Here is a 17,362-nt window from a genome sequence, read left to right on the forward strand (position 1 = left end):
ACTCACCGTCATCGGGCCGGGCGGGAGGGTGCGTGGTGGGGCTGGCGGCCGCAATTGGAGAATGTGGGCCACTCCCGAGCTCGCCGACCTGCCCTTTGCCGCCCGCCCCTGGCCCAAATCCTCCAACTTCCTCGCCGACCGTGACTGGCGAGGGTCGTGAGGCGAGGCTGGCGTGACGCCCCCGCCCCCACCGCCCCACGCACTCACCCACTCACCCACTCACCCACTCACCACTCGCTCACCACTCACCACCGGCCGTCAGCCGCTAAGCCCGCCCGGCATACCCCCACCCACCCAGCGCGCACCCCACCCCCACCCCCCACTCACCGATCGCCGCCAAACCCACCCGGCGTGCAGGCGAGACGCGACCGCGCCCCCACACCCCGGCCCGCGACGCAGCCCACCCAAGGGAAGGCCCACCTCGGCCCCCCGCTCTCCCCGGGCCGCCCGCACGCTTCTCCCCCGTGCTGGAGCGAGCCGAGTCAAGGGTGGCCCGCAGGGCCATCGCCGAAGGCGACGCGAGAGCGCAGCGCAGCGGAGCGGAAGCGCCCTTTACTCGGCTCGCGCAAGCACGACAATCGACGAGAAGCGGGCGGCCCCACGGTCACTTTCGAACTCCGCCCACACCATCTTGCCCGGGTGCCGTTCACCCACGCCCCGCTTGTCCGACAGCGCCGCCACCAGCACCAGACCCCGGCCGTGTTCCGACTCCGGGGACGGCTCGGGGACGTGGACCTCACCGCCTCCGCTGTCGTGGACTTCGATGCCTAGGGTGCCGTCGGGGTGGAGGGTCAGGCGGAGGGTGAAGTCACGGCCGGGTGGGACACGGTGCAGGAGCGCGTTGGTCGCCAACTCGCTTACGCAGAGCAGTACGTCGTCCGTGCACGGTGTGATCCGCCAGTCCGCCAGCGTCGTACGCGCAAAGCCCCTCGCCAGGCGCACCGATCTGCGGTCCCGGCGGTAGAACGCCCCGCGGGTGTGGGGGTTTTGGGGTTCCGCGTCCATGAGGCCAGTGTCACTGTCCGTCACTACAGTGGATCCTGGAGTACACCGAGCCGTCCACATGAGCATGCAGATCATCTATGCCGATGGACCGGACGCCGCACTCCTGCCTCGACGGGCCCATGGTGCTGCTGGGGAGGGTTATCAGGGTGCCCGCCTTCATGGCGGCTTGGCCGTAGCGGCGGATCCAGATGGCCAGGGAGATCCCGGCCGTGTAGACGGCCGCTCCGGTGGCGTAGTGCGTGGCGATGAGCCGGCCGAGCAGCGGCGCCACGCCCGCCGTCGCCGGCAGCAGGGGCAGCGCCGTGAGCCTGCGGCGCGTGTCCGCGGTGCGCTGGGTGGAGAACAGGGTCAGAGTCAGGGCGACCGCGGGGACCAGCACGTCGGTGTGGAGTCCGGCGGCATCCTCCAGCCACAGATCGCGGCGGCCGAGCGGCAGCGGCCGCAGTCGCTCACCCGGGTTTTCGCCGAGCTGGAGGAGGACGCACTGATCGTGCGGGAAGCGGGCACCCTCGACCGGCGGCAGTCCGTGTTGTCGCTCACGGTGGAGGGGCGGCGGGCCCTGGAGCGGGACATGGGCCGGTGCGATGCCTGGCTGGACGGGGCGCTGGCGTCCCTCAGCGAGACCGAGCGCGGGGTGCTCGTACTGGCGGGCGCGCTGCTGGAGCGGCTGGCCGGTCTGCCGTACGAGCCACCCGAGGACAGCGGCGACCGGTCCTCCTCCGACAGCCGCCGACAGCCGCCGACCGCTGCTCAGAAGCTCCCGAAGTCCCCGCCGCCCCCGCCGAAGTCCCCTCCCCCGCCGTCGCCGAACCCGCCCCCGAAGTCCCCGGTGTCGAAGTCCGGCCCCGACACGTCACCGCCCTCGTATCCGCCGCCGAAGTCCCCGTAACCGGACCCGTAGTCCGCCGCGTACGCGGGGCCCGCCATCGCGCTTCCCAGGAGCGTGCCGATGAGCAGGCCGGGCAGGATGCCGCCGCCGAAGTAGCCGCCCGCCCAGGGGCCGTAGACAGGGCCCGCGTCCCAGTAGGGGCGGCGGCCGTAGTCGGTGTCGACCTCGCGGATGACGGGGTCACGGCCGTCTGCCAGACGGGTGGCGTCGGCGGCGCAGACCGGGACCTCGCGGGGTGCGCCGCCGGGGGGTGTCCAGGCGGCGTCGGTGACCGAGGGGCCGTGACGGGGGTCGAAGAAGCAGGGTGGGCGGCGTTCGGGCAGGGGGCGTCCCTGGCGGCGGGCGGCGAGCTGGGCGAGGGAGAAGCGGCCGTCCTCCAGGGCTTCGGTGACGGCGCGGACATCCTCGGGTTTGCGGGCCCCGGCCATGGACTGCTTGGCGTTCTCGTAGGCGTCCAGGGCCCGCTCGTAGTCCGCGCGCATGGCGTCGTCGGCGCCGGCCTCGGCGGGGTGGAAGTCGAGGCGGTCCAGTTCCTCGCCGAAGGCGGTGATGTCCTCGTCCACCACCACGCGCAGCCGGTCCAGGGCGGCCCGCTGTTCCTCCGCGTGGCGGCGGCGGCCTCGACGGACCATTGTGTAGGCGCCCGCGCCACAGAGCACGAGGACGGCTGCCGTGGTGATCAGTGCGGTACTGGAGATCCCGGTGCCGCCGCGGGCGGAGGAGCCCCAGGACGAGGGGGCCTTGCCGCCCATGTTGGCCAGGGCGCGGTCGGTGAAGTCGGTGAGCTGGGTCGTCGCCTTCTCGCCCTGGACGCTGGTGACCAGGTTGTGGACGGCCGTGCGGGGCAGGACCGAGGAGTCGGCGCGGGCGTCGAAGCGGTCGCCGAGGCGGATGGCGTACAGGCCGGTGACGCCGGTGGCGGTGCGCAGGTCGGTGAAGAGGTCACGGGTGGGGTAGTCGGCCGGGAGGACCGCGATGAAAAGGGGTTTGTCCGCGTCCTTGACCCGCCGGGCGAGGGTGCCGGCCTCCTGCGCCGACAGCTGGGCGGAGGCGGCCGGGTCGACGTAGACGGGGCTCTTGCGGAGGGCCTCGGCGATCGTCGAGACGCTGGTGGCCGCCGTCGCCCGCGGCGCCAGCACGGTCAGGACGGCCAGCGCCAGGGCCAGCAACAGCACTGGGAGGCTTCGGGTCCGTACGACACCCTTCATGCTTCGAAACTACCCGAAGCCTCTCCAAACCGGTCATTTATGCAGGTGGGAAACCTGCCGTTTTCCCCTTGTCTCCGCTTGGCCTCATACGGCTCTCAAAGGTCTTCCCGCGGACTCATACGGCTCTCAAGCCGCCCGATACGCCTCCAGCAGCTTGCGCACCGCCTCCCCGTACCGCCCGGTCAGCAGCAGATGGTCCGCGTCGGCGAAGGGTTTCGCCACCGACGGGGTGATCTCCTGCCCGATCCTGCCCTGGACGATCAGGCGCGCCCTGGTGACCAGCGCGCGCCCTGCCTCGTCCGCGCCCGCCTTCTCGGTGGCCGTCGCGGCGGCGGCCAGCGCCCGCAGGGTCGCCTCGGCCCCGTGCGGGACCTTGGTCAGGGTGGTCAGGCCCCAGCCGTAGGGGAACTGCGGGTCGTACGAGCTGTCGCCGACGTTGATCGGCAGCTGTGCCTCGGACTTCGGCCAGGTCACGGGGAGCTGTCCGGTGAAGGGCCGCCTGCCGTACAGCACGTCGGCCACGCCGTCGCCCTCCGTGCCCGGCAGCCAGGAGGCGACCAGGGCGTCGATCGTGCCGAGCCGGTCGCCGATGAGCTGCGGGCGCCCGGAGACGATCAGCACCGCGCACTTCATGGCCGCGCACACCTTGTCCACGGTTGCCTGGTCGGCGGCGGAGAGCCGGAGGTCGTGGCCGTTGCCGACGTCACCGACGCCCTCGGCGTACGGGGTCTCGCCGACGACGACCACGCCGGCGTCGTAGCCGGTCAGGGGCGCCGAGGCGTCCTTGGAGTAGGTGACGTCGCCGCCCGCCTTCCGCATCCCCTCCAGGATCGTGGTGCCGGGAGTGATGTTTCCGGAGGAGCCCTGCCAGGTGACGGTCCAGCCGCCGGCCTGGGTGCCGATGTCGTCGGCGTTGGATCCGGCGGCGTACACCTTCTGGTTCTTCTTCAGCGGCAGCAGGCCGCCCGTGTTCTTCAGCAGGACCTGCGACTCGGCCGCCGCCTGCCGGGCGAGGACCCGGTGGGCCCGGGACCCGATCCGCGCGGCGCCGGCGGTGTCGGCGTAGGGGTGCTCGAAGAGACCCAGCCCGAACTTCTGGGTGAGGATGCGGAAGACGGCGTCGTCGATCCGCTGCTCGCTGACGCGGCCCGCCTTCACCTCGTCGACGAGTGTCGTGGTGAAGTCCTTGTAGGCGTACGGGACCATGATCATGTCGAGGCCCGCGTTGACGGACGTACGGACGTCGCTCGCGTAGTCCCCGGGCAGCTGGTCGATCGCCGCCCAGTCGCTGATCAGGAAGCCGTCGAAGCCCATGCGGTCCTTGAGAACGCCGTTGATCATGTCGGCGCGGGCGTGCATCTTCACCGGGCCCTGGCCGTCGCCGAGGATGTCGAGGGAGGAGTAGGACGGCATGACCGTGCCGATGCCCCGGTCGACGGCCGTCCGGTACGGAGCCAGGTGGACGGCTTCGAGCTGCTGCCGGGTGACCTTGGTGACGCCCTGGTCGATCTTGTACGTCCCGGTGGTCGAGGAGCCGTACTCGGTGCCGCCGTCGCCCACGAAGTGCTTGGCGGTGGCCAGGACCTTGTCGTCGCGGCTCAGGTCCCGGCCGTCCGCTCGGCCCTGGAGGCCCTGGATGATCGTCTCCATGGACTTCACCAGCGCCGGGTCCTCGCCGAAGGACTCGTAGGAGCGGCCCCAGCGTTCGTCGCGGCTGACGCAGAGGCAGGGGGCGAAGTCCCAGGGGATGCCGGTGGCCCGGACCTCGGCGGCCGTCACCGCGCCTGTGCGCTGGGCGAGTCGGGGGTCGCGGGTGGCGCCGATACCGATGTTGTGCGGCATGATCGTGGCGCCGACCAGGTTGTTGTGGCCGTGGACCGCGTCCACGCCGTAGACCAGGGGGATCTGGAAGCGGGTCGCCTGGGCGCGGAGCTGGAAGGCGTCGATCATCTTCGCCCACCCCTCGGGGGTGTTGGGCGTCGGGGTGGAGCCGCCGCCGGAGAGCAGCGAGCCGAGAGCGTACGTGGCGATGTCGCCCTGGTCGGTCAGGGCGCCGCGCTCGGCCTGGGTCATCTGGCCGGCCTTCTCCGCCGGGGACATGCGGGACAGCAGGTCCGCGACGCGCTTCTTCACCGGCAACCCGCTGTCCAGGTACGGCAGTCCGTGGGCGTCGATGACGACCTGCGGGGTCTCGGTGGGCGCCTTGGCCCCGGTCACCGTGAGCTTCAGGGGGATCGTCTCGGCGGACTCGGCTGTGCGGTCCTTGAGGGTGGGGACCCTGAGGGCCTGGGTGGTGCCGGAGGCCGTACCGGCCGGGAAGGTGAGGGTTCCCGAGACCGGGGTGTAGTCCCTGCCGGGGGTGGCGGTGCCGGTCGCCGTCGTCTCGTACGTGACCGTCACGGGCTCGTCGATCGGGGCGGCGCCGGTGGTGGCGACGCCGACCTCGACCGTGGCCGTGCCGCCCTCCTTGACCGGGAGGACGGCGGAGCCGGTGGTGACGGAGGCGCGCAGGGACTGGTCGGCCCTGCCGTACAGCTCGACGTCGTCCATGGCGAAGGTGCCCTTGACACCGGCGGGGAGCGTGACGGCGTACCCCCACATCCGGGTGAGACCGAGGACGTGGTCGATGCCGCCGACCGGCTGGTAGTCCGTTCGGTAGGTGAAGTCGGTGAAGGGGATCTCGATCCGTTTCCAGCCGGTGAAGTCGTCGGTGAAGGAGGTCGTCCAGAGCTCCGAGGCCTCGCCGTTGGCGCCGCCGTCCTTGATCTCGAAGGCGATCTTCCTGCCGTTGTCCCGGCCGTCCCACCAGAAGCGGATGCCCTTGTGGGCGGACCAGTCGCGGGCGGGTCCGGCCGCGGCGTAGTCGTGGGTGAAGCCGCCGTAGCCGCTGATGTCGCAGGTGCCGGTGAGGACCTTCGCGCCCTCAGGGGCGTCCGGGGCGGCCGTGAGCCGGAGGGCGGGCGGGTCGTCGGTGTCGCCGCCCCAGGTGAAGACGCCCTCCGCGGGCCGGGAGGCGAAGGGGACCTCGCCCTCGAAGCGGTCGACGGGGGTGGGGGCCGGGTCGTCGGCCGCGTGGGAGGCGGCCGGCGACAACAGAGCGGTGCACAGGACGGCGGAGACGAGCAGGGCGGTTCTCGGCATAGACCTTCCCTCAGCTCTCGTGGTTCACTCAGGACTTAGATCATGCCGTGAGTTAACTCACGGCGCGCAAGCCCGTCAAGACGCCTCGTCAGCCGAGTCCGAAGGGCGACGCACCATGAGCAGATCCGTTCGGGCGGTCCGGCTGCTGCTGGCCGGAGTGCTCACCACCGCCGGGTTCACCGCCGCCGTGCCCCCCGCGCACGCGGCCGGTGAGCAGGTCACGGCCTGGCTCACCACGACCGACGACCCCGGCGGCCGGCACGTGGTCCGGGGCCTCCAGGCCCAGACGCCGTTCGCCTTCCAGTCCGGCACCGGTGGCGGCGGCGAGAACATCACCGTCGACGAGAACACCCGGTACCAGACCTTCACCGGGGGCGGCGCCTCCTTCACGGACACCGCGGCCTGGCTGATGAACAGCAGCGGGGCGCTGTCGCAGGCCACGCGGGACGCGACCATGCGGAAGCTGTTCTCGCCGGCGGACGGGATCGGGCTGTCCTTCCTGCGCAATCCGATGGGCGCCTCGGATCTCGCGCGGTACGGGTACACGTACGACGACGTGCCGGCCGGGCAGACCGATCCGTCGCTGTCCCGGTTCTCGATCGCGCACGACCTCGCGGACGTCGTGCCGCTGACGAAGCAGGCGCTCCAGCTGAATCCGGCGCTGACGGTGACGGCCTCGCCGTGGACCGCGCCGGCCTGGATGAAGGACAGCGGGCAGCTCAACGGGGGCTGGCTGAAGGCGGAGGACTACGGCGCGTACGCCTCGTACTTCGTGAAGTACCTCCAGGCCTACCGCGACCAGGGCGTCCCGGTGTCGTACGTGACCGCCCAGAACGAGCCGACCTGCTGCTCGGGGTATCCGTCGATGAGCTGGAACGCGAGCGGGCTGGCCCACTTCACCAGTGCGGAGCTCCTGCCGAAGCTCCAGGCGGCGGGACTGCCGACGAAGGTGCTGGCGCTCGACTGGAACTGGGACACCTACGACTCGTACGCGGCGCAGACGGTGGACGACCCGGCGATCCGCAGCCATCCGAACTTCGGCGGGATCGCCTGGCACGGCTACGGCGGTGACGTCACGAAGCAGACGTCCGTGCACGACCAGTACCCGCAGCTGGACGCCTTCGGCACCGAGCACTCGGGCGGGACGTGGATCGCGAACCAGCAGCGCGAGGACATGCTCGACATCGTGGACTACACGCGGAACTGGGCGAAGTCGGTGACGAAGTGGTCCCTGGCGGTGGACCAGAACATGGGTCCGCACAACGGCGGGTGCGGCACGTGCACCGGGCTGATCACCGTGCACAACGGGGACGGTGCGAGCGGGACGGTGGACTACACCGTCGAGTACTACGACATGGGGCACCTGACGAAGTTCGTCCGGCCGGGGGCGCAGCGGATCGCGTCCACGGCGTCCGCCTCGGTGCCGAACGTGGCGTGGCTCAACCCGGACGGCAGCAAGGCGCTGATCGCGTACAACGACTCCGCGAGCGCGCGGACGGTCTCCATCAACTGGGGCTCACAGCACGCCACTTACTCGCTGCCCGGGAAGACCTCGGCCACCTTCACCTGGTCGGGGACACAGTCGGGTGACGGTGGGCGGTCCGGGGCGTTCGTGGGGCTCGCGGGCAAGTGCCTTGACGTGGCCGGGGGTTCGCCGGCCAACGGTACGGCGGTGCAGCTGTACGACTGCAATGGCTCGGCGGCACAGCGCTGGACCGTGCAGGCGGACGGGTCGGTCCAGGCGCTCGGCAAGTGCCTGGACGTGACGTCGGCGTCAACGGCCGACGGGGCGAAGGTGCAGCTGTACGACTGCAACGGCACCGGCGCCCAGCGGTGGTCGTACAACGCGTCGACCGGCGACGTGGTGAACCTCGCCGCGGACAAGTGCCTCGACGTGACGGACGCCTCGTCGGCCAACGGTGCGCGGGCGCAGATCTGGTCGTGCACGGGGGCGGCGAACCAGAAATGGCGGTTGCAGTAGGCGCTCACCGGGCGGCAGGCAGAGGATGAGGGGAGGGAAGCCATCCGCGGCGTCCGGTACCCGCCGGACGCCCCGCCGAGCGGAGCAGGTCCATGAGAGAGTTCCTGGTCGAGATCACCACCACCGTCCCCGAGGGCACCGGTCAGGAGGAGGTCGACCGGCGGCGGGCCGCCGACGGGGAGGAACTCCACGAGAAGGCGCTCGGCACGCTCCCGCTGCGCCCGTGGACGACCCTCGGCGTCACCCCGCTGGAGCCCCACCCGAACGACCCGGGGCGGACCGGCGGGACACCGTGACGGCACCGCTCCGCTCCCCTGGACCACGCCTTGAGACCCGGAGTCCGACATGACCACAGCGCGGGACCTGTTGATCGTCACGCTGGACGTCCCGTCCAGCCGGCCCGTCGAGCAGGGGGACCTGTCGCTCGCCCTGGCGGGGGCCGAACTGGCGGACCTGATCGCCGCCGACGCCGTCACCCTGGAGGACGACCGCATCCTGCCCGGCCTGCAGCCGGCCACGGGTGACCGGCTGCAGGACGAGGCGGGGGCGGCGCTCGTCCGGCAGGCGCCGTACGAGTCCGTCGAGGACTGGCTGTGGCGCCGGGGGCGCGGTCTGGCCGCGGCCTATGCCGATGCGCTGGAGGCGGAGGGGCGGGCCACCGGATCCCACCACCGCTGGCTTCCCTGGCGGAGCGGGGGCGGCGCTCCGGCCGACTCGCCGGCCCGGCGGCACGCCGCCGACCGCTGGGCCTCCCGCGAGCCGGTCCTCGTCGGTCTCGCGGCCGCCCTGGGGATCCCGGAGGGGGCGGCGGAAGCGGTCCCGGAGGACCTTCCCGACGACGCGGTGGTGACCGTCCTGGCGGCCGTGGGCGGCGCGCTGACGGAGCTGGAGGCCGTGCGGCAGCGACGCCGCATCGAGGACGCGGCCTTCGACAACGTCTGGCGGGCACCCTGAGGGGCCCGGCGCCGCCGGCTACCGCGTCGGCTGCCCAATGCCCAGCAGGTTCCCCTCGCTGTCCCGGAACCAGGCACCGCGCTCGCCGCGTGCGCCCTTGCTCGGGTAGTTCCCCTCGATCTCGGCGATCCCGTCCCGCGTACGGAATCCGGGCGCGTCGACCTCCTCGAACACCACACCGCGCCGCCTGAGCTCCGCCACGGCCGTCTCGATGTCGTCCACCTCGAAAGCCATCTGGGTGAACGTGCCCGGCGAGGCCCCCGTCGAGCGGAACACCACGAAGTCCGCGCCCGCGCACCGGTACAGCAGCCCGCCGGGCCGTTCGTCGACGGGCTCCAGTCCGAGCCGGTCGCGGTAGAAGCGCCGGGCCCGGTCCAGGTCCCGGGCCGGCAGCCTGGTCGCCACGCGAGCCCGGGCCAGAGGGTTCCTGTCGTCTTCGGTCATGCCTCCACTGTGCTACTCCGCCGGCTCCACGCCGGCCCGGAGCAGGCCGTACGTGTACGCGTCCTCCAGGGCCTGCCAGGACGCCGCGATCACGTTCTCCGCCACGCCTACCGTGGACCATTCGCCGGTGCCGTCGGAGGTGGAGATCAGCACGCGGGTCGTGGACTGGGTGCCGTGCTTGCCCTCGAGGATGCGGACCTTGTAGTCGACCAGCTCGAGCTTGGCCAGCTGGGGGTAGATCTTCTCCAGGGCGACGCGCAGGGCCCGGTCGAGGGCGTTGACGGGGCCGTTGCCCTCGGCCGTGGCGACGATGCGCTCGCTCTTGGCCCAGAGCTTGACGGTGGCCTCGTTGGCGTGGGTGCCGTCGGGGCGGTCCTCGACGATGGCGCGCCAGGACTCCACGTCGAAGTACTTCAGGGGCCTGCCCTCGACCTCGGCGCGCAGCAGCAGCTCGAAGCTGGCGTCGGCCGCCTCGTAGGTGTAGCCCTCGAGCTCCCGTTCCTTCACCCGCTCGACCACCCGGCCGACCAGCTCGCGGTCGCCGCCGAGGTCGATGCCCAGCTCCTTGCCCTTCAGCTCCACCGACGCGCGGCCCGCCATGTCGGAGACCAGCATGCGCATGGTGTTGCCGACCAGCTCGGGGTCGATGTGCTGGTAGAGGTCCGGGTCGACCTTGATGGCGGAGGCGTGCAGGCCCGCCTTGTGGGCGAAGGCGGAGACACCGACGTACGGCTGGTGGGTGGAGGGGGTGAGGTTGACGACCTCGGCGATGGCGTGCGAGATACGGGTCATCTCGCGCAGGCGGCCGTCGGGGAGGACCTTCTTGCCGTACTTCAGTTCCAGGGCCGCGACGACCGGGAAGAGGTTGGCGTTGCCGACGCGCTCGCCGTAGCCGTTCGCCGTGCACTGGACGTGGGTCGCGCCCGCGTCGACGGCGGCGAGGGTGTTGGCGACCGCGCAGCCCGTGTCGTCCTGGGCGTGGATGCCGAGCCGGGCGCCGGTGTCGGCGAGGACGGTGGAGACGACCGCGTGGACCTGCGCCGGCAGCATGCCGCCGTTGGTGTCGCACAGGATGACCACGTCCGCGCCCGCTTCCGAGGCCGCCCGGACGACCGACTTGGCGTACTCCGGGTTGGCCCGGTAGCCGTCGAAGAAGTGCTCGCAGTCGACGAAGACCCGGCGGCCCTGCTCCCGCAGGAAGGACACGGTGTCGCGGACCATCTCGAGGTTCTCGTCCAGCGTGGTGCGCAGCGCCAGCTCCACATGCCGGTCGTGCGACTTGGCGACCAGGGTGATCACCGGGGCGCCGGAGTCGAGCAGGGCCTTGACCTGGGGGTCGTCCGCAGCCTTGGCGCCCGCGCGGCGGGTGGCGCCGAAGGCGACCAGCTGGGCATGCTGGAGGTCGATCTCCTGCTGGGCGCGGGCGAAGAACTCGGTGTCGCGCGGGTTGGCGCCGGGCCAGCCGCCCTCGATGAAGCCCACGCCGAAGTCGTCCAGGTGCCGAGCGATGGCCAGCTTGTCGGCGACGGTGAGGTTGATGCCCTCGCGCTGGGCGCCATCGCGCAGGGTGGTGTCGAAGACGTGGAACGAATCGTCCGGCTGGCTGGTTTCCGTCATGGTCTCAAGGCTCCTGTTTTGAATCTCGGTCTTACCGGAATGACCGGCTCCACCGTCCCCTCATAGTCCCTGGCGCTCCGCCTCCGGCTGAAGGTGGGCCGGAAGACGAAAAAACCCCTCGCGGGTGCGAGAGGTCTGCGCGCGGGTCGAGGACGACGATGGCCACCCGTACCTGGTCGTACGTGGTGGTCACTGCGGACCGGCGCGCCTGCTGCCAATAATCATGGCGAACGAGAGCACGGGGGCAGTGTGGCACAACCCCGCCCCCGGCTCACCGACCGTCTCAGGATGCGGTCGTCACGGTGGACGCCTCGCGGGCCTTCACCCGGGCCAGGTCCAGGTCCTTCGTCTCCCGCATGGTGACGTAGACCACGAGGGACACGGCGGCGCAGGCGGCCACGTACCAGTAGAAGCCGGACTCCAGCCCCGCCTTCTTGAACCACAGGGCGACGTATTCCGCGGTGCCGCCGAACAGGGCGTTGGCGATGGCGTACGGCAGCGCCACGCCCAGCGCGCGCACGCCCGTCGGGAACAGCTCCGCCTTCACACAGGCGTTGATCGAGGTGTAGCCGGTGACCACGACGAGCGCGAGGAGGGCGAGCCCGAGGGCGGGCCAGTAGCTGCCCGCGCGCCTGAGCAGGGTCATGATCGGGACCGTCAGGAACGTGGAGCCGACCGCGAAGGTGATCAGCAGCGGGCGGCGGCCGATGCGGTCGGAGAGGGCGCCCGCGAGCGGCTGGAGGCAGGCGAAGACGATCAGCGCGGTGAAGGAGACCAGGGTCGCGGTCTCCTTGGACAGGCCCGCGGAGTTCGACAGGTACTTGGTGAGGTAGGTGGTGTACGTGTAGTAGGCGACCGTGCCGCCCATGGTCAGGGCGATGACCAGGAACGCCTCCCGCCGGTACTGCCACAGCGCGCGCAGGGTGCCGCGCTCCTCGGCGTGGGAGATGTCCTCCTCGTAGACCTCGGTCTCCAGCATGTTCCGCCGGAGGTAGAAGACCACCGCGGCGCCGAGGGCGCCGACGACGAAGGGGATGCGCCAGCCGTAGCTGTGCAGGGCGTCGTCGGACATGGTGCGCTGCAGGATGATCTGCAGGCCGAGTCCGGCGATCTGGCCCGCGGTCATGGACACGTACTGGAAGCTGGAGGCGAAGCCGCGCCTGCGGGGGTCGGAGGCCTCGGTCAGGTAGGTGGCGCTGGCCGCGTACTCGCCGCCCACCGACAGGCCCTGCAGCAGGCGGGCGACGAGGAGCACCAACGCGCCGCCGTATCCGGCGGCCGCGTAGGTCGGCGCGACCGCGATGAGGATCGCGGACGCCGACATGAGCGTGACGGTGAGGGTCAGCGCCGCCTTGCGGCCCTTGCGGTCGCCGACCCTGCCCAGCAGCCAGCCGCCGACCGGGCGCATGAAGAACCCGACGGCGAAGATGCCCGCCGTGTTCATCAGCTGGGCGGTGGGGTTGCCGCTCGGGAAGAACGCTCCGGCGAAGTAGGTGGCGAAGCTCGCGTACACGAACCAGTCGAACCACTCGACCATGTTGCCCGCCGAGCCGACCCAGATCTTCTTCCAGTGTTGTCGTCCCATGGGCCGTTACTGCCCGGCGGGCGGCATGGGAATTCCCTTGCCCCAATTCCGTACGAAGACGTCCCCTTACTGGCCGACGCGGTGCATCCAGCCGTGCTTGTCCTCGGTCATACCGCGCTGGACGCCCAGGAGGGCCTCGCGCAGCCGGAGGGTGACCGGGCCGGGGGTGCCGTCGCCGTGGGTCCAGGCGTCGGTCTTGGTCTTGACGTGGCCGATGGGGGTCACCACGGCGGCGGTGCCGCAGGCGAAGACCTCGGTGAGGGCGCCGGAGGCGGCGTCCTCGCGCCACCGCTCGAGGGTGACGACACCCTCCTCGGCGGTGTAGCCGAGGTCGCGGGCGACCTGGAGGAGGGAGTCGCGGGTGATGCCCTCGAGGATGGAGCCGGTCAGCTCGGGGGTGACGATCCGGTCGCCGTAGACGAAGGCGATGTTCATGCTGCCGGACTCCTCGACCTTGGTGCGGGTCACCGCGTCGAGGTAGACGACCTGGTCGCAGCCGTGCGCGGCGGCCTCCTTCTGCGGCAGCAGCGAGGCGGCGTAGTTGCCGCCGGTCTTGGCGTCGCCGGTGCCGCCGGGGACGGCGCGGACGTGGTCCTCGGAGACCCAGATGGTGACCGGCTTGACGCCGCCGGCGAAGTAGGCGCCGGACGGGGAGGCGATCAGCATGAACAGGTACTCGTTGGCCGGGTGGACGCCGAGTGCGGCCTCCGTGGCGAACATGAACGGGCGCAGGTAGAGGGACTCCTCGCCGCCGTGCGGCGGGACCCAGCCGGCGTCCTGGGAGAGCAGCGCGTCCAGGGCCGCGATGAACAGCTCCTCGGGAAGCTCCGCCATGGCCATGCGGCGGGCGGAGTTGCGGAACCGGCGGGCGTTGGCCTCGGGCCGGAAGAGCGCGACCGAACCGTCGGGCTGGCGGTAGGCCTTCAGGCCCTCGAAGATCTCCTGGCCGTAGTGCAGCACGTGGGTGGAGGGGTCGAGCGAGATCGGGCCGTACGGGACGAGCTGCGCGTCGTGCCAACCGCGGCCCTCGGTCCACTTGATCGTCACCATGTGGTCGGTGAAGTGGCGGCCGAACCCGGGGTTCGCCAGGATCGCCTGGCGCTCCGCTGCGGGCAGCGGGTGGGCGGACGGCTTGAGCTCGATCGTGGGCGTCGTCATGAGTGCTTGTCCTTCACCGGTTGTAGTGACGGGCCGCGCTCACGCCCGTACGGCCTTCCGGCCAGTGCTAGGACGTCCGAGCATTCGTTCACGCCGCGGCTCCGCGTTCGATTATCTCGCGGGGCCTGCGGCGGAAGGAATCGGGGTGAATGCGGCCCAGAGGATGATGGTGGCACCCGGCGGGGACATGGGGGAAGCCGCCGGGTGCGGATGCGACCCGGCGGCTTCGAGAGTCCGAACAGCGCGGCGGGTCAGCCGGCTACTCGTACGGCCAGCGCGTCGCCGATCTCCGAGGTGGAGCGGGCGGGCAGCTGGGCGCGCTCGCCGAGGTCGGCGGAGACCGCGTCCTCGATGCGGGTCGCTTCGGCCTCGTAGCCGAGGTGGCGCAGCAGCAGGGCGACGGACAGGACCGTGGCGGTGGGGTCGGCCTTGCCCTGGCCGGCGATGTCCGGGGCCGAGCCGTGTACGGGCTCGAACATGGACGGGAACTCGCCGGAGGGGTTGATGTTGCCGCTCGCGGCGACGCCGATGCCGCCGGCGACGGCCGCGGCGAGGTCGGTGATGATGTCGCCGAAGAGATTGTCGGTGACGATCACGTCGAACCGCTCGGGCTGCGTGACCAGGTAGATGGTCGCCGCGTCCACGTGCATGTACTCGGTGGTGACGTCGGGGAACTCCGCGGCCACCTTGTTGAAGATGTTGGTCCACAGGTGACCCGCGAAGGTCAGCACGTTGTTCTTGTGGATCAGCGCCAGCTTCTTGCGCGGGCGGGCCTGGGCACGGGCGAAGGCGTCGCGGACCACGCGCTCGACACCGAAGGCCGTGTTGACGGAGACCTCGGTGGCGACCTCGTGCTCGGTGCCCTTGCGGATGGTGCCGCCGTTGCCGGTGTACGGGCCCTCGGTGCCCTCCCGGACCACGACGAAGTCGATCTGCGGCTCGCCGGCCAGCGGGGTGGCGACACCCGGCAAGAGCTTCGACGGACGCAGGTTGACGTGGTGGTCGAAGGCGAAACGGAGCTTGAGCAGGAAGCCGCGCTCCAGGACGCCGGACGGCACCGACGGGTCGCCGATCGCGCCGAGCAGGATGGCGTCGTGCTGCTTGAGGGCGTCGAGGTCGGCGTCGGTGAGGGTCTCACCGGTGGCGTGGTAACGCTTGGCGCCGAAGTCGTACTCCTTGGTCTCCAGCTTCACATCCTCGGGAAGGACGGCGGAGAGGACCTTGAGGCCTTCGGCCACGACTTCCTGACCGATGCCGTCACCGGGGATCACTGCGAGATCGATGCTGCGAGACATGTCGGCACCCTACTCCTCGTCCCATGGGATGACATGGACTGTCCGCCATCCGGACACTGCTCGGGCACCCGTGCGGGGGGCGGGTGTCATCCTGTTGGCCGCCGTTCACCCCTGGCTGGGGCGGTGTTGGGATTCGCCGGGAACTTCTGACGGCATGGAGACCCCTGACTTCGGCATTCCGCGGCGGCTCGCGGAGCGGATGAGCATGGCCGAGCAGTACGAGTACTTGCGCACCCGGCTGACCCGGCGCCGGACGCTGGTGACGGCGGGCGCGGTGGCGGGCGGGCTGCTGACCGGTTGCGCGGGCACGACGGCGTCGGCCCGTACCTCGGGCGCCCCGGCCCCCGTCACCTCCCGCGTGCCCGGCTCGGTCGTCGCCCCGTTCGGCCGCCATCTGGCCTTCGGCGCCGACCCCAGGACGCGGATGCGGATCTCCTGGCAGGTGCCGCTCGCGGTGCGGAAGCCGTACGTGCGCGTCGGGCTGCGGCCGGACGACCTGGGCCGCCGGGTCGAGGCCGAGGTGCGCCACCTGCGCACCCCGGGGGTGCAAGGAGTGCGGCCGACGGTCGAGCAGTATTACGTGCACGCGGCCCTGGAGGGCCTCAGGCCCGGCACGGCGTACTACTACGGCGTCGGTCACGACGGCTGGGACCCCGCCTCCCCGGCACACCGTTCCACGATCGCCTCGTTCCGCACCGCGCCCGCGACCCCGGAGAGCTTCGTGTTCACCGCCTTCGGCGACCAGGGCGTCAGCACGGGCGCGAACGCCAACGACCACCTGCTGCTGCGTCTGAAGCCCGCCTTCCACCTGCACGCGGGCGACATCTGCTACGCGGACGTCAACGGGGCCGGTTCGAAGGCGGACGGCTACGATCCCACGTTCTGGGACCTGTTCTTGAAGCAGAACGAGCCGGTGGCGAAGTCGGTGCCGTGGATGGTGACCACCGGCAACCACGACATGGAGGCCTGGTACTCACCGGACGGCTACGGCGGCCAGCTGGCCCGCTTCTCCCTCCCGGACAGCGGATTCGACCCGTACACGGCGCCGGGCGTGTACGCGTTCACGTACGGCAACGTCGGCTTCGTGGCGCTGGACGCGAACGACGTGTCGTACGAGATCCCCGCCAACCTGGGCTACACCGGCGGCAGACAGACGAAGTGGCTGGACCGCAGGCTCGGTGAGCTGCGGGCGGCGAAGGCGGTCGACTTCGTGGTGGTGTTCTTCCACCACTGTGCCTACTCGACCTCGCAGCACGCCTCGGACGGCGGCATCCGCAGGGAGTGGCTGCCGCTGTTCGCCAAGCACAAGGTCGATCTGGTGATCAACGGGCACAACCATGTGTACGAGCGCACGGACGCGATTGCGAACGGTCACGTCGGCCGGACGGTGCCGGTCGGCGGGTCCACGGATCCGACCCGGGACGGGATCGTGTACGTCACCGCGGGCGGTGGCGGCCGGGACCTGTACTCCTTCCCGACGGGCGTGAAGGACAGCTACGAGGGGCACATCACCCGGCACGACGCGGTGAAGACCTTCCACTGGGCGAAGGGGAAGGTGCCGCGGGCGGAGACGGTGGAGTGGTCGCGGGTGCGCTACACCGGCTTCTCGCTGCTGTCGGTCGAGGCGCGGGCGGGCGCGTCCCCGCGGCTGAAGGTGTCGGCGCTGGCGCAGGACGGCAGGCGGCTGGATCACTTCGAGGTGCGACGCGGCGGGTGAGGCCGCGCCGCACCTCGAACGGGTGCGGCTCCCGGTTCGTGGGGGGGGGCGGCCGCCGGCTCAGTGGCCGGTCTCGCCGCCGTTGTCGCGGCGGTCGAGGGCACGCTGGAGGGCGGCGGCGGCGTTCTTGCGCTCGGACTCGCTCGTGCGGGACACGTGGCGGACTCGGCGGCGGACGGTCGTCTCGGCCATGGGGATCGGCTCCTTCGACACACAGAGGTGCGGAGAGACAGCGGGGTTACGAGACGCCGGAGGGGCGGGGAGCGGTGCCGCAGGGGTTGCCTGCTTCGGGGCCCGGCTCACGACCGCCATTCGCTGGATCGAGCGAGACGTTCGGCTCCTACAAAGCTAAGGGAGCGACGCGCGTC

Annotated in this window: 14 protein-coding genes; 4 read left to right on the forward strand and 10 right to left on the reverse strand. The window is 71.2% G+C overall.

The genetic code is table 11. From position 1 onward, the window contains the following. Window positions 1-552 precede the first annotated feature (552 nt). From ACIBBH_RS14505 to ACIBBH_RS14520, 4 genes are all read right to left on the reverse strand, one after another. Window positions 553-1,005, reverse strand: a complete 453-nt coding sequence (locus tag ACIBBH_RS14505; RefSeq protein ID WP_399404565.1) for an ATP-binding protein — start codon at window positions 1,003-1,005, stop codon at window positions 553-555. 10 nt (window positions 1,006-1,015) lie between these two features. Then, window positions 1,016-1,384 carry a hypothetical protein gene (locus ACIBBH_RS14510; RefSeq protein WP_399404566.1) on the reverse strand — a complete coding sequence of 123 codons (369 nt, stop codon included), beginning with the start codon at window positions 1,382-1,384 and terminating at the stop codon, window positions 1,016-1,018. Between the two features lie 371 nt (window positions 1,385-1,755). Continuing rightward, window positions 1,756-3,102 carry a hypothetical protein gene (locus ACIBBH_RS14515; RefSeq protein ID WP_399404567.1) on the reverse strand — a complete coding sequence of 449 codons (1,347 nt, stop codon included), beginning with the start codon at window positions 3,100-3,102 and terminating at the stop codon, window positions 1,756-1,758. Window positions 3,103-3,228: 126 nt separating this feature from the next. Next, on the reverse strand, window positions 3,229-6,243 hold the full coding sequence (locus tag ACIBBH_RS14520; RefSeq protein ID WP_399404568.1) for a glycoside hydrolase family 3 N-terminal domain-containing protein: 3,015 nt from the start codon (window positions 6,241-6,243) through the stop codon (window positions 3,229-3,231). A gap of 115 nt (window positions 6,244-6,358) precedes the next feature. Between ACIBBH_RS14520 and ACIBBH_RS14525 the strand changes: the two genes are divergently transcribed. The 3 genes from ACIBBH_RS14525 to ACIBBH_RS14535 all read left to right on the forward strand — a co-directional run bounded on the left by ACIBBH_RS14525 (window position 6,359) and on the right by ACIBBH_RS14535 (window position 9,178). After that, a complete protein-coding gene (locus tag ACIBBH_RS14525; RefSeq protein ID WP_399404569.1) occupies window positions 6,359-8,224 on the forward strand; it encodes a ricin-type beta-trefoil lectin domain protein in 1,866 nt (621 codons plus the stop codon). Between the two features lie 92 nt (window positions 8,225-8,316). Beyond that, window positions 8,317-8,520 carry a muconolactone Delta-isomerase family protein gene (locus ACIBBH_RS14530; RefSeq protein WP_399404570.1) on the forward strand — a complete coding sequence of 68 codons (204 nt, stop codon included), beginning with the start codon at window positions 8,317-8,319 and terminating at the stop codon, window positions 8,518-8,520. 49 nt (window positions 8,521-8,569) lie between these two features. Then, entirely contained in the window at window positions 8,570-9,178 is a 609-nt protein-coding gene (locus ACIBBH_RS14535; RefSeq protein WP_399404571.1) for a GPP34 family phosphoprotein, read from the forward strand. An 18-nt stretch (window positions 9,179-9,196) separates the two neighbouring features. Here ACIBBH_RS14535 and ACIBBH_RS14540 read toward each other — a convergent pair whose 3' ends face one another. From ACIBBH_RS14540 to ACIBBH_RS14560, 5 genes are all read right to left on the reverse strand, one after another. Then, a complete protein-coding gene (locus tag ACIBBH_RS14540) occupies window positions 9,197-9,622 on the reverse strand; it encodes a VOC family protein (RefSeq protein ID WP_399404572.1) in 426 nt (141 codons plus the stop codon). A 12-nt stretch (window positions 9,623-9,634) separates the two neighbouring features. Further along, window positions 9,635-11,239 (reverse strand): citramalate synthase, encoded by a 1,605-nt coding sequence (cimA, locus tag ACIBBH_RS14545; RefSeq protein ID WP_399404573.1) that lies wholly within the window; start codon window positions 11,237-11,239, stop codon window positions 9,635-9,637. A 283-nt stretch (window positions 11,240-11,522) separates the two neighbouring features. Beyond that, entirely contained in the window at window positions 11,523-12,824 is a 1,302-nt protein-coding gene (locus ACIBBH_RS14550; protein WP_399404574.1) for an MFS transporter, read from the reverse strand. Between the two features lie 66 nt (window positions 12,825-12,890). After that, complete coding sequence (locus ACIBBH_RS14555; protein WP_399404575.1) at window positions 12,891-13,982, reverse strand: branched-chain amino acid aminotransferase; 1,092 nt, start codon at window positions 13,980-13,982, stop codon at window positions 12,891-12,893. 251 nt (window positions 13,983-14,233) lie between these two features. Further along, entirely contained in the window at window positions 14,234-15,277 is a 1,044-nt protein-coding gene (locus ACIBBH_RS14560; protein ID WP_399404576.1) for a 3-isopropylmalate dehydrogenase, read from the reverse strand. Between the two features lie 154 nt (window positions 15,278-15,431). On the opposite strand from ACIBBH_RS14560, the gene ACIBBH_RS14565 reads away from it, so the two are divergent. Then, window positions 15,432-16,994, forward strand: a complete 1,563-nt coding sequence (locus tag ACIBBH_RS14565; RefSeq protein WP_399404577.1) for a purple acid phosphatase family protein — start codon at window positions 15,432-15,434, stop codon at window positions 16,992-16,994. A 60-nt stretch (window positions 16,995-17,054) separates the two neighbouring features. Here the strand turns inward: ACIBBH_RS14565 and ACIBBH_RS14570 are convergent, their stop codons facing one another. After that, complete coding sequence (locus ACIBBH_RS14570) at window positions 17,055-17,186, reverse strand: hypothetical protein (RefSeq protein ID WP_089098576.1); 132 nt, start codon at window positions 17,184-17,186, stop codon at window positions 17,055-17,057. Window positions 17,187-17,362: the final 176 nt, after the last annotated feature.

This window comes from Streptomyces sp. NPDC051636, from assembly GCF_044453765.1.
Classification (GTDB): Bacteria; Actinomycetota; Actinomycetes; order Streptomycetales; family Streptomycetaceae; genus Streptomyces.

What these genes read in the sequence shown, in the direction of transcription:
- ACIBBH_RS14505 (WP_399404565.1), bottom strand. Translation starts at nt 1,005, where the DNA reads ATGGACGCGGAACCCCAAAACCCCCACACCCGCGGGGCGTTCTACCGC.
- ACIBBH_RS14515 (WP_399404567.1), bottom strand. Translation starts at nt 3,102, where the DNA reads ATGAAGGGTGTCGTACGGACCCGAAGCCTCCCAGTGCTGTTGCTGGCC.
- ACIBBH_RS14520 (WP_399404568.1), bottom strand. Translation starts at nt 6,243, where the DNA reads ATGCCGAGAACCGCCCTGCTCGTCTCCGCCGTCCTGTGCACCGCTCTG.
- ACIBBH_RS14525 (WP_399404569.1), top strand. Translation starts at nt 6,359, where the DNA reads ATGAGCAGATCCGTTCGGGCGGTCCGGCTGCTGCTGGCCGGAGTGCTC.
- ACIBBH_RS14530 (WP_399404570.1), top strand. Translation starts at nt 8,317, where the DNA reads ATGAGAGAGTTCCTGGTCGAGATCACCACCACCGTCCCCGAGGGCACC.
- ACIBBH_RS14535 (WP_399404571.1), top strand. Translation starts at nt 8,570, where the DNA reads ATGACCACAGCGCGGGACCTGTTGATCGTCACGCTGGACGTCCCGTCC.
- ACIBBH_RS14540 (WP_399404572.1), bottom strand. Translation starts at nt 9,622, where the DNA reads ATGACCGAAGACGACAGGAACCCTCTGGCCCGGGCTCGCGTGGCGACC.
- cimA (WP_399404573.1), bottom strand. Translation starts at nt 11,239, where the DNA reads ATGACGGAAACCAGCCAGCCGGACGATTCGTTCCACGTCTTCGACACC.
- ACIBBH_RS14550 (WP_399404574.1), bottom strand. Translation starts at nt 12,824, where the DNA reads ATGGGACGACAACACTGGAAGAAGATCTGGGTCGGCTCGGCGGGCAAC.
- ACIBBH_RS14555 (WP_399404575.1), bottom strand. Translation starts at nt 13,982, where the DNA reads ATGACGACGCCCACGATCGAGCTCAAGCCGTCCGCCCACCCGCTGCCC.
- ACIBBH_RS14560 (WP_399404576.1), bottom strand. Translation starts at nt 15,277, where the DNA reads ATGTCTCGCAGCATCGATCTCGCAGTGATCCCCGGTGACGGCATCGGT.
- ACIBBH_RS14565 (WP_399404577.1), top strand. Translation starts at nt 15,432, where the DNA reads ATGGAGACCCCTGACTTCGGCATTCCGCGGCGGCTCGCGGAGCGGATG.
- ACIBBH_RS14570 (WP_089098576.1), bottom strand. Translation starts at nt 17,186, where the DNA reads ATGGCCGAGACGACCGTCCGCCGCCGAGTCCGCCACGTGTCCCGCACG.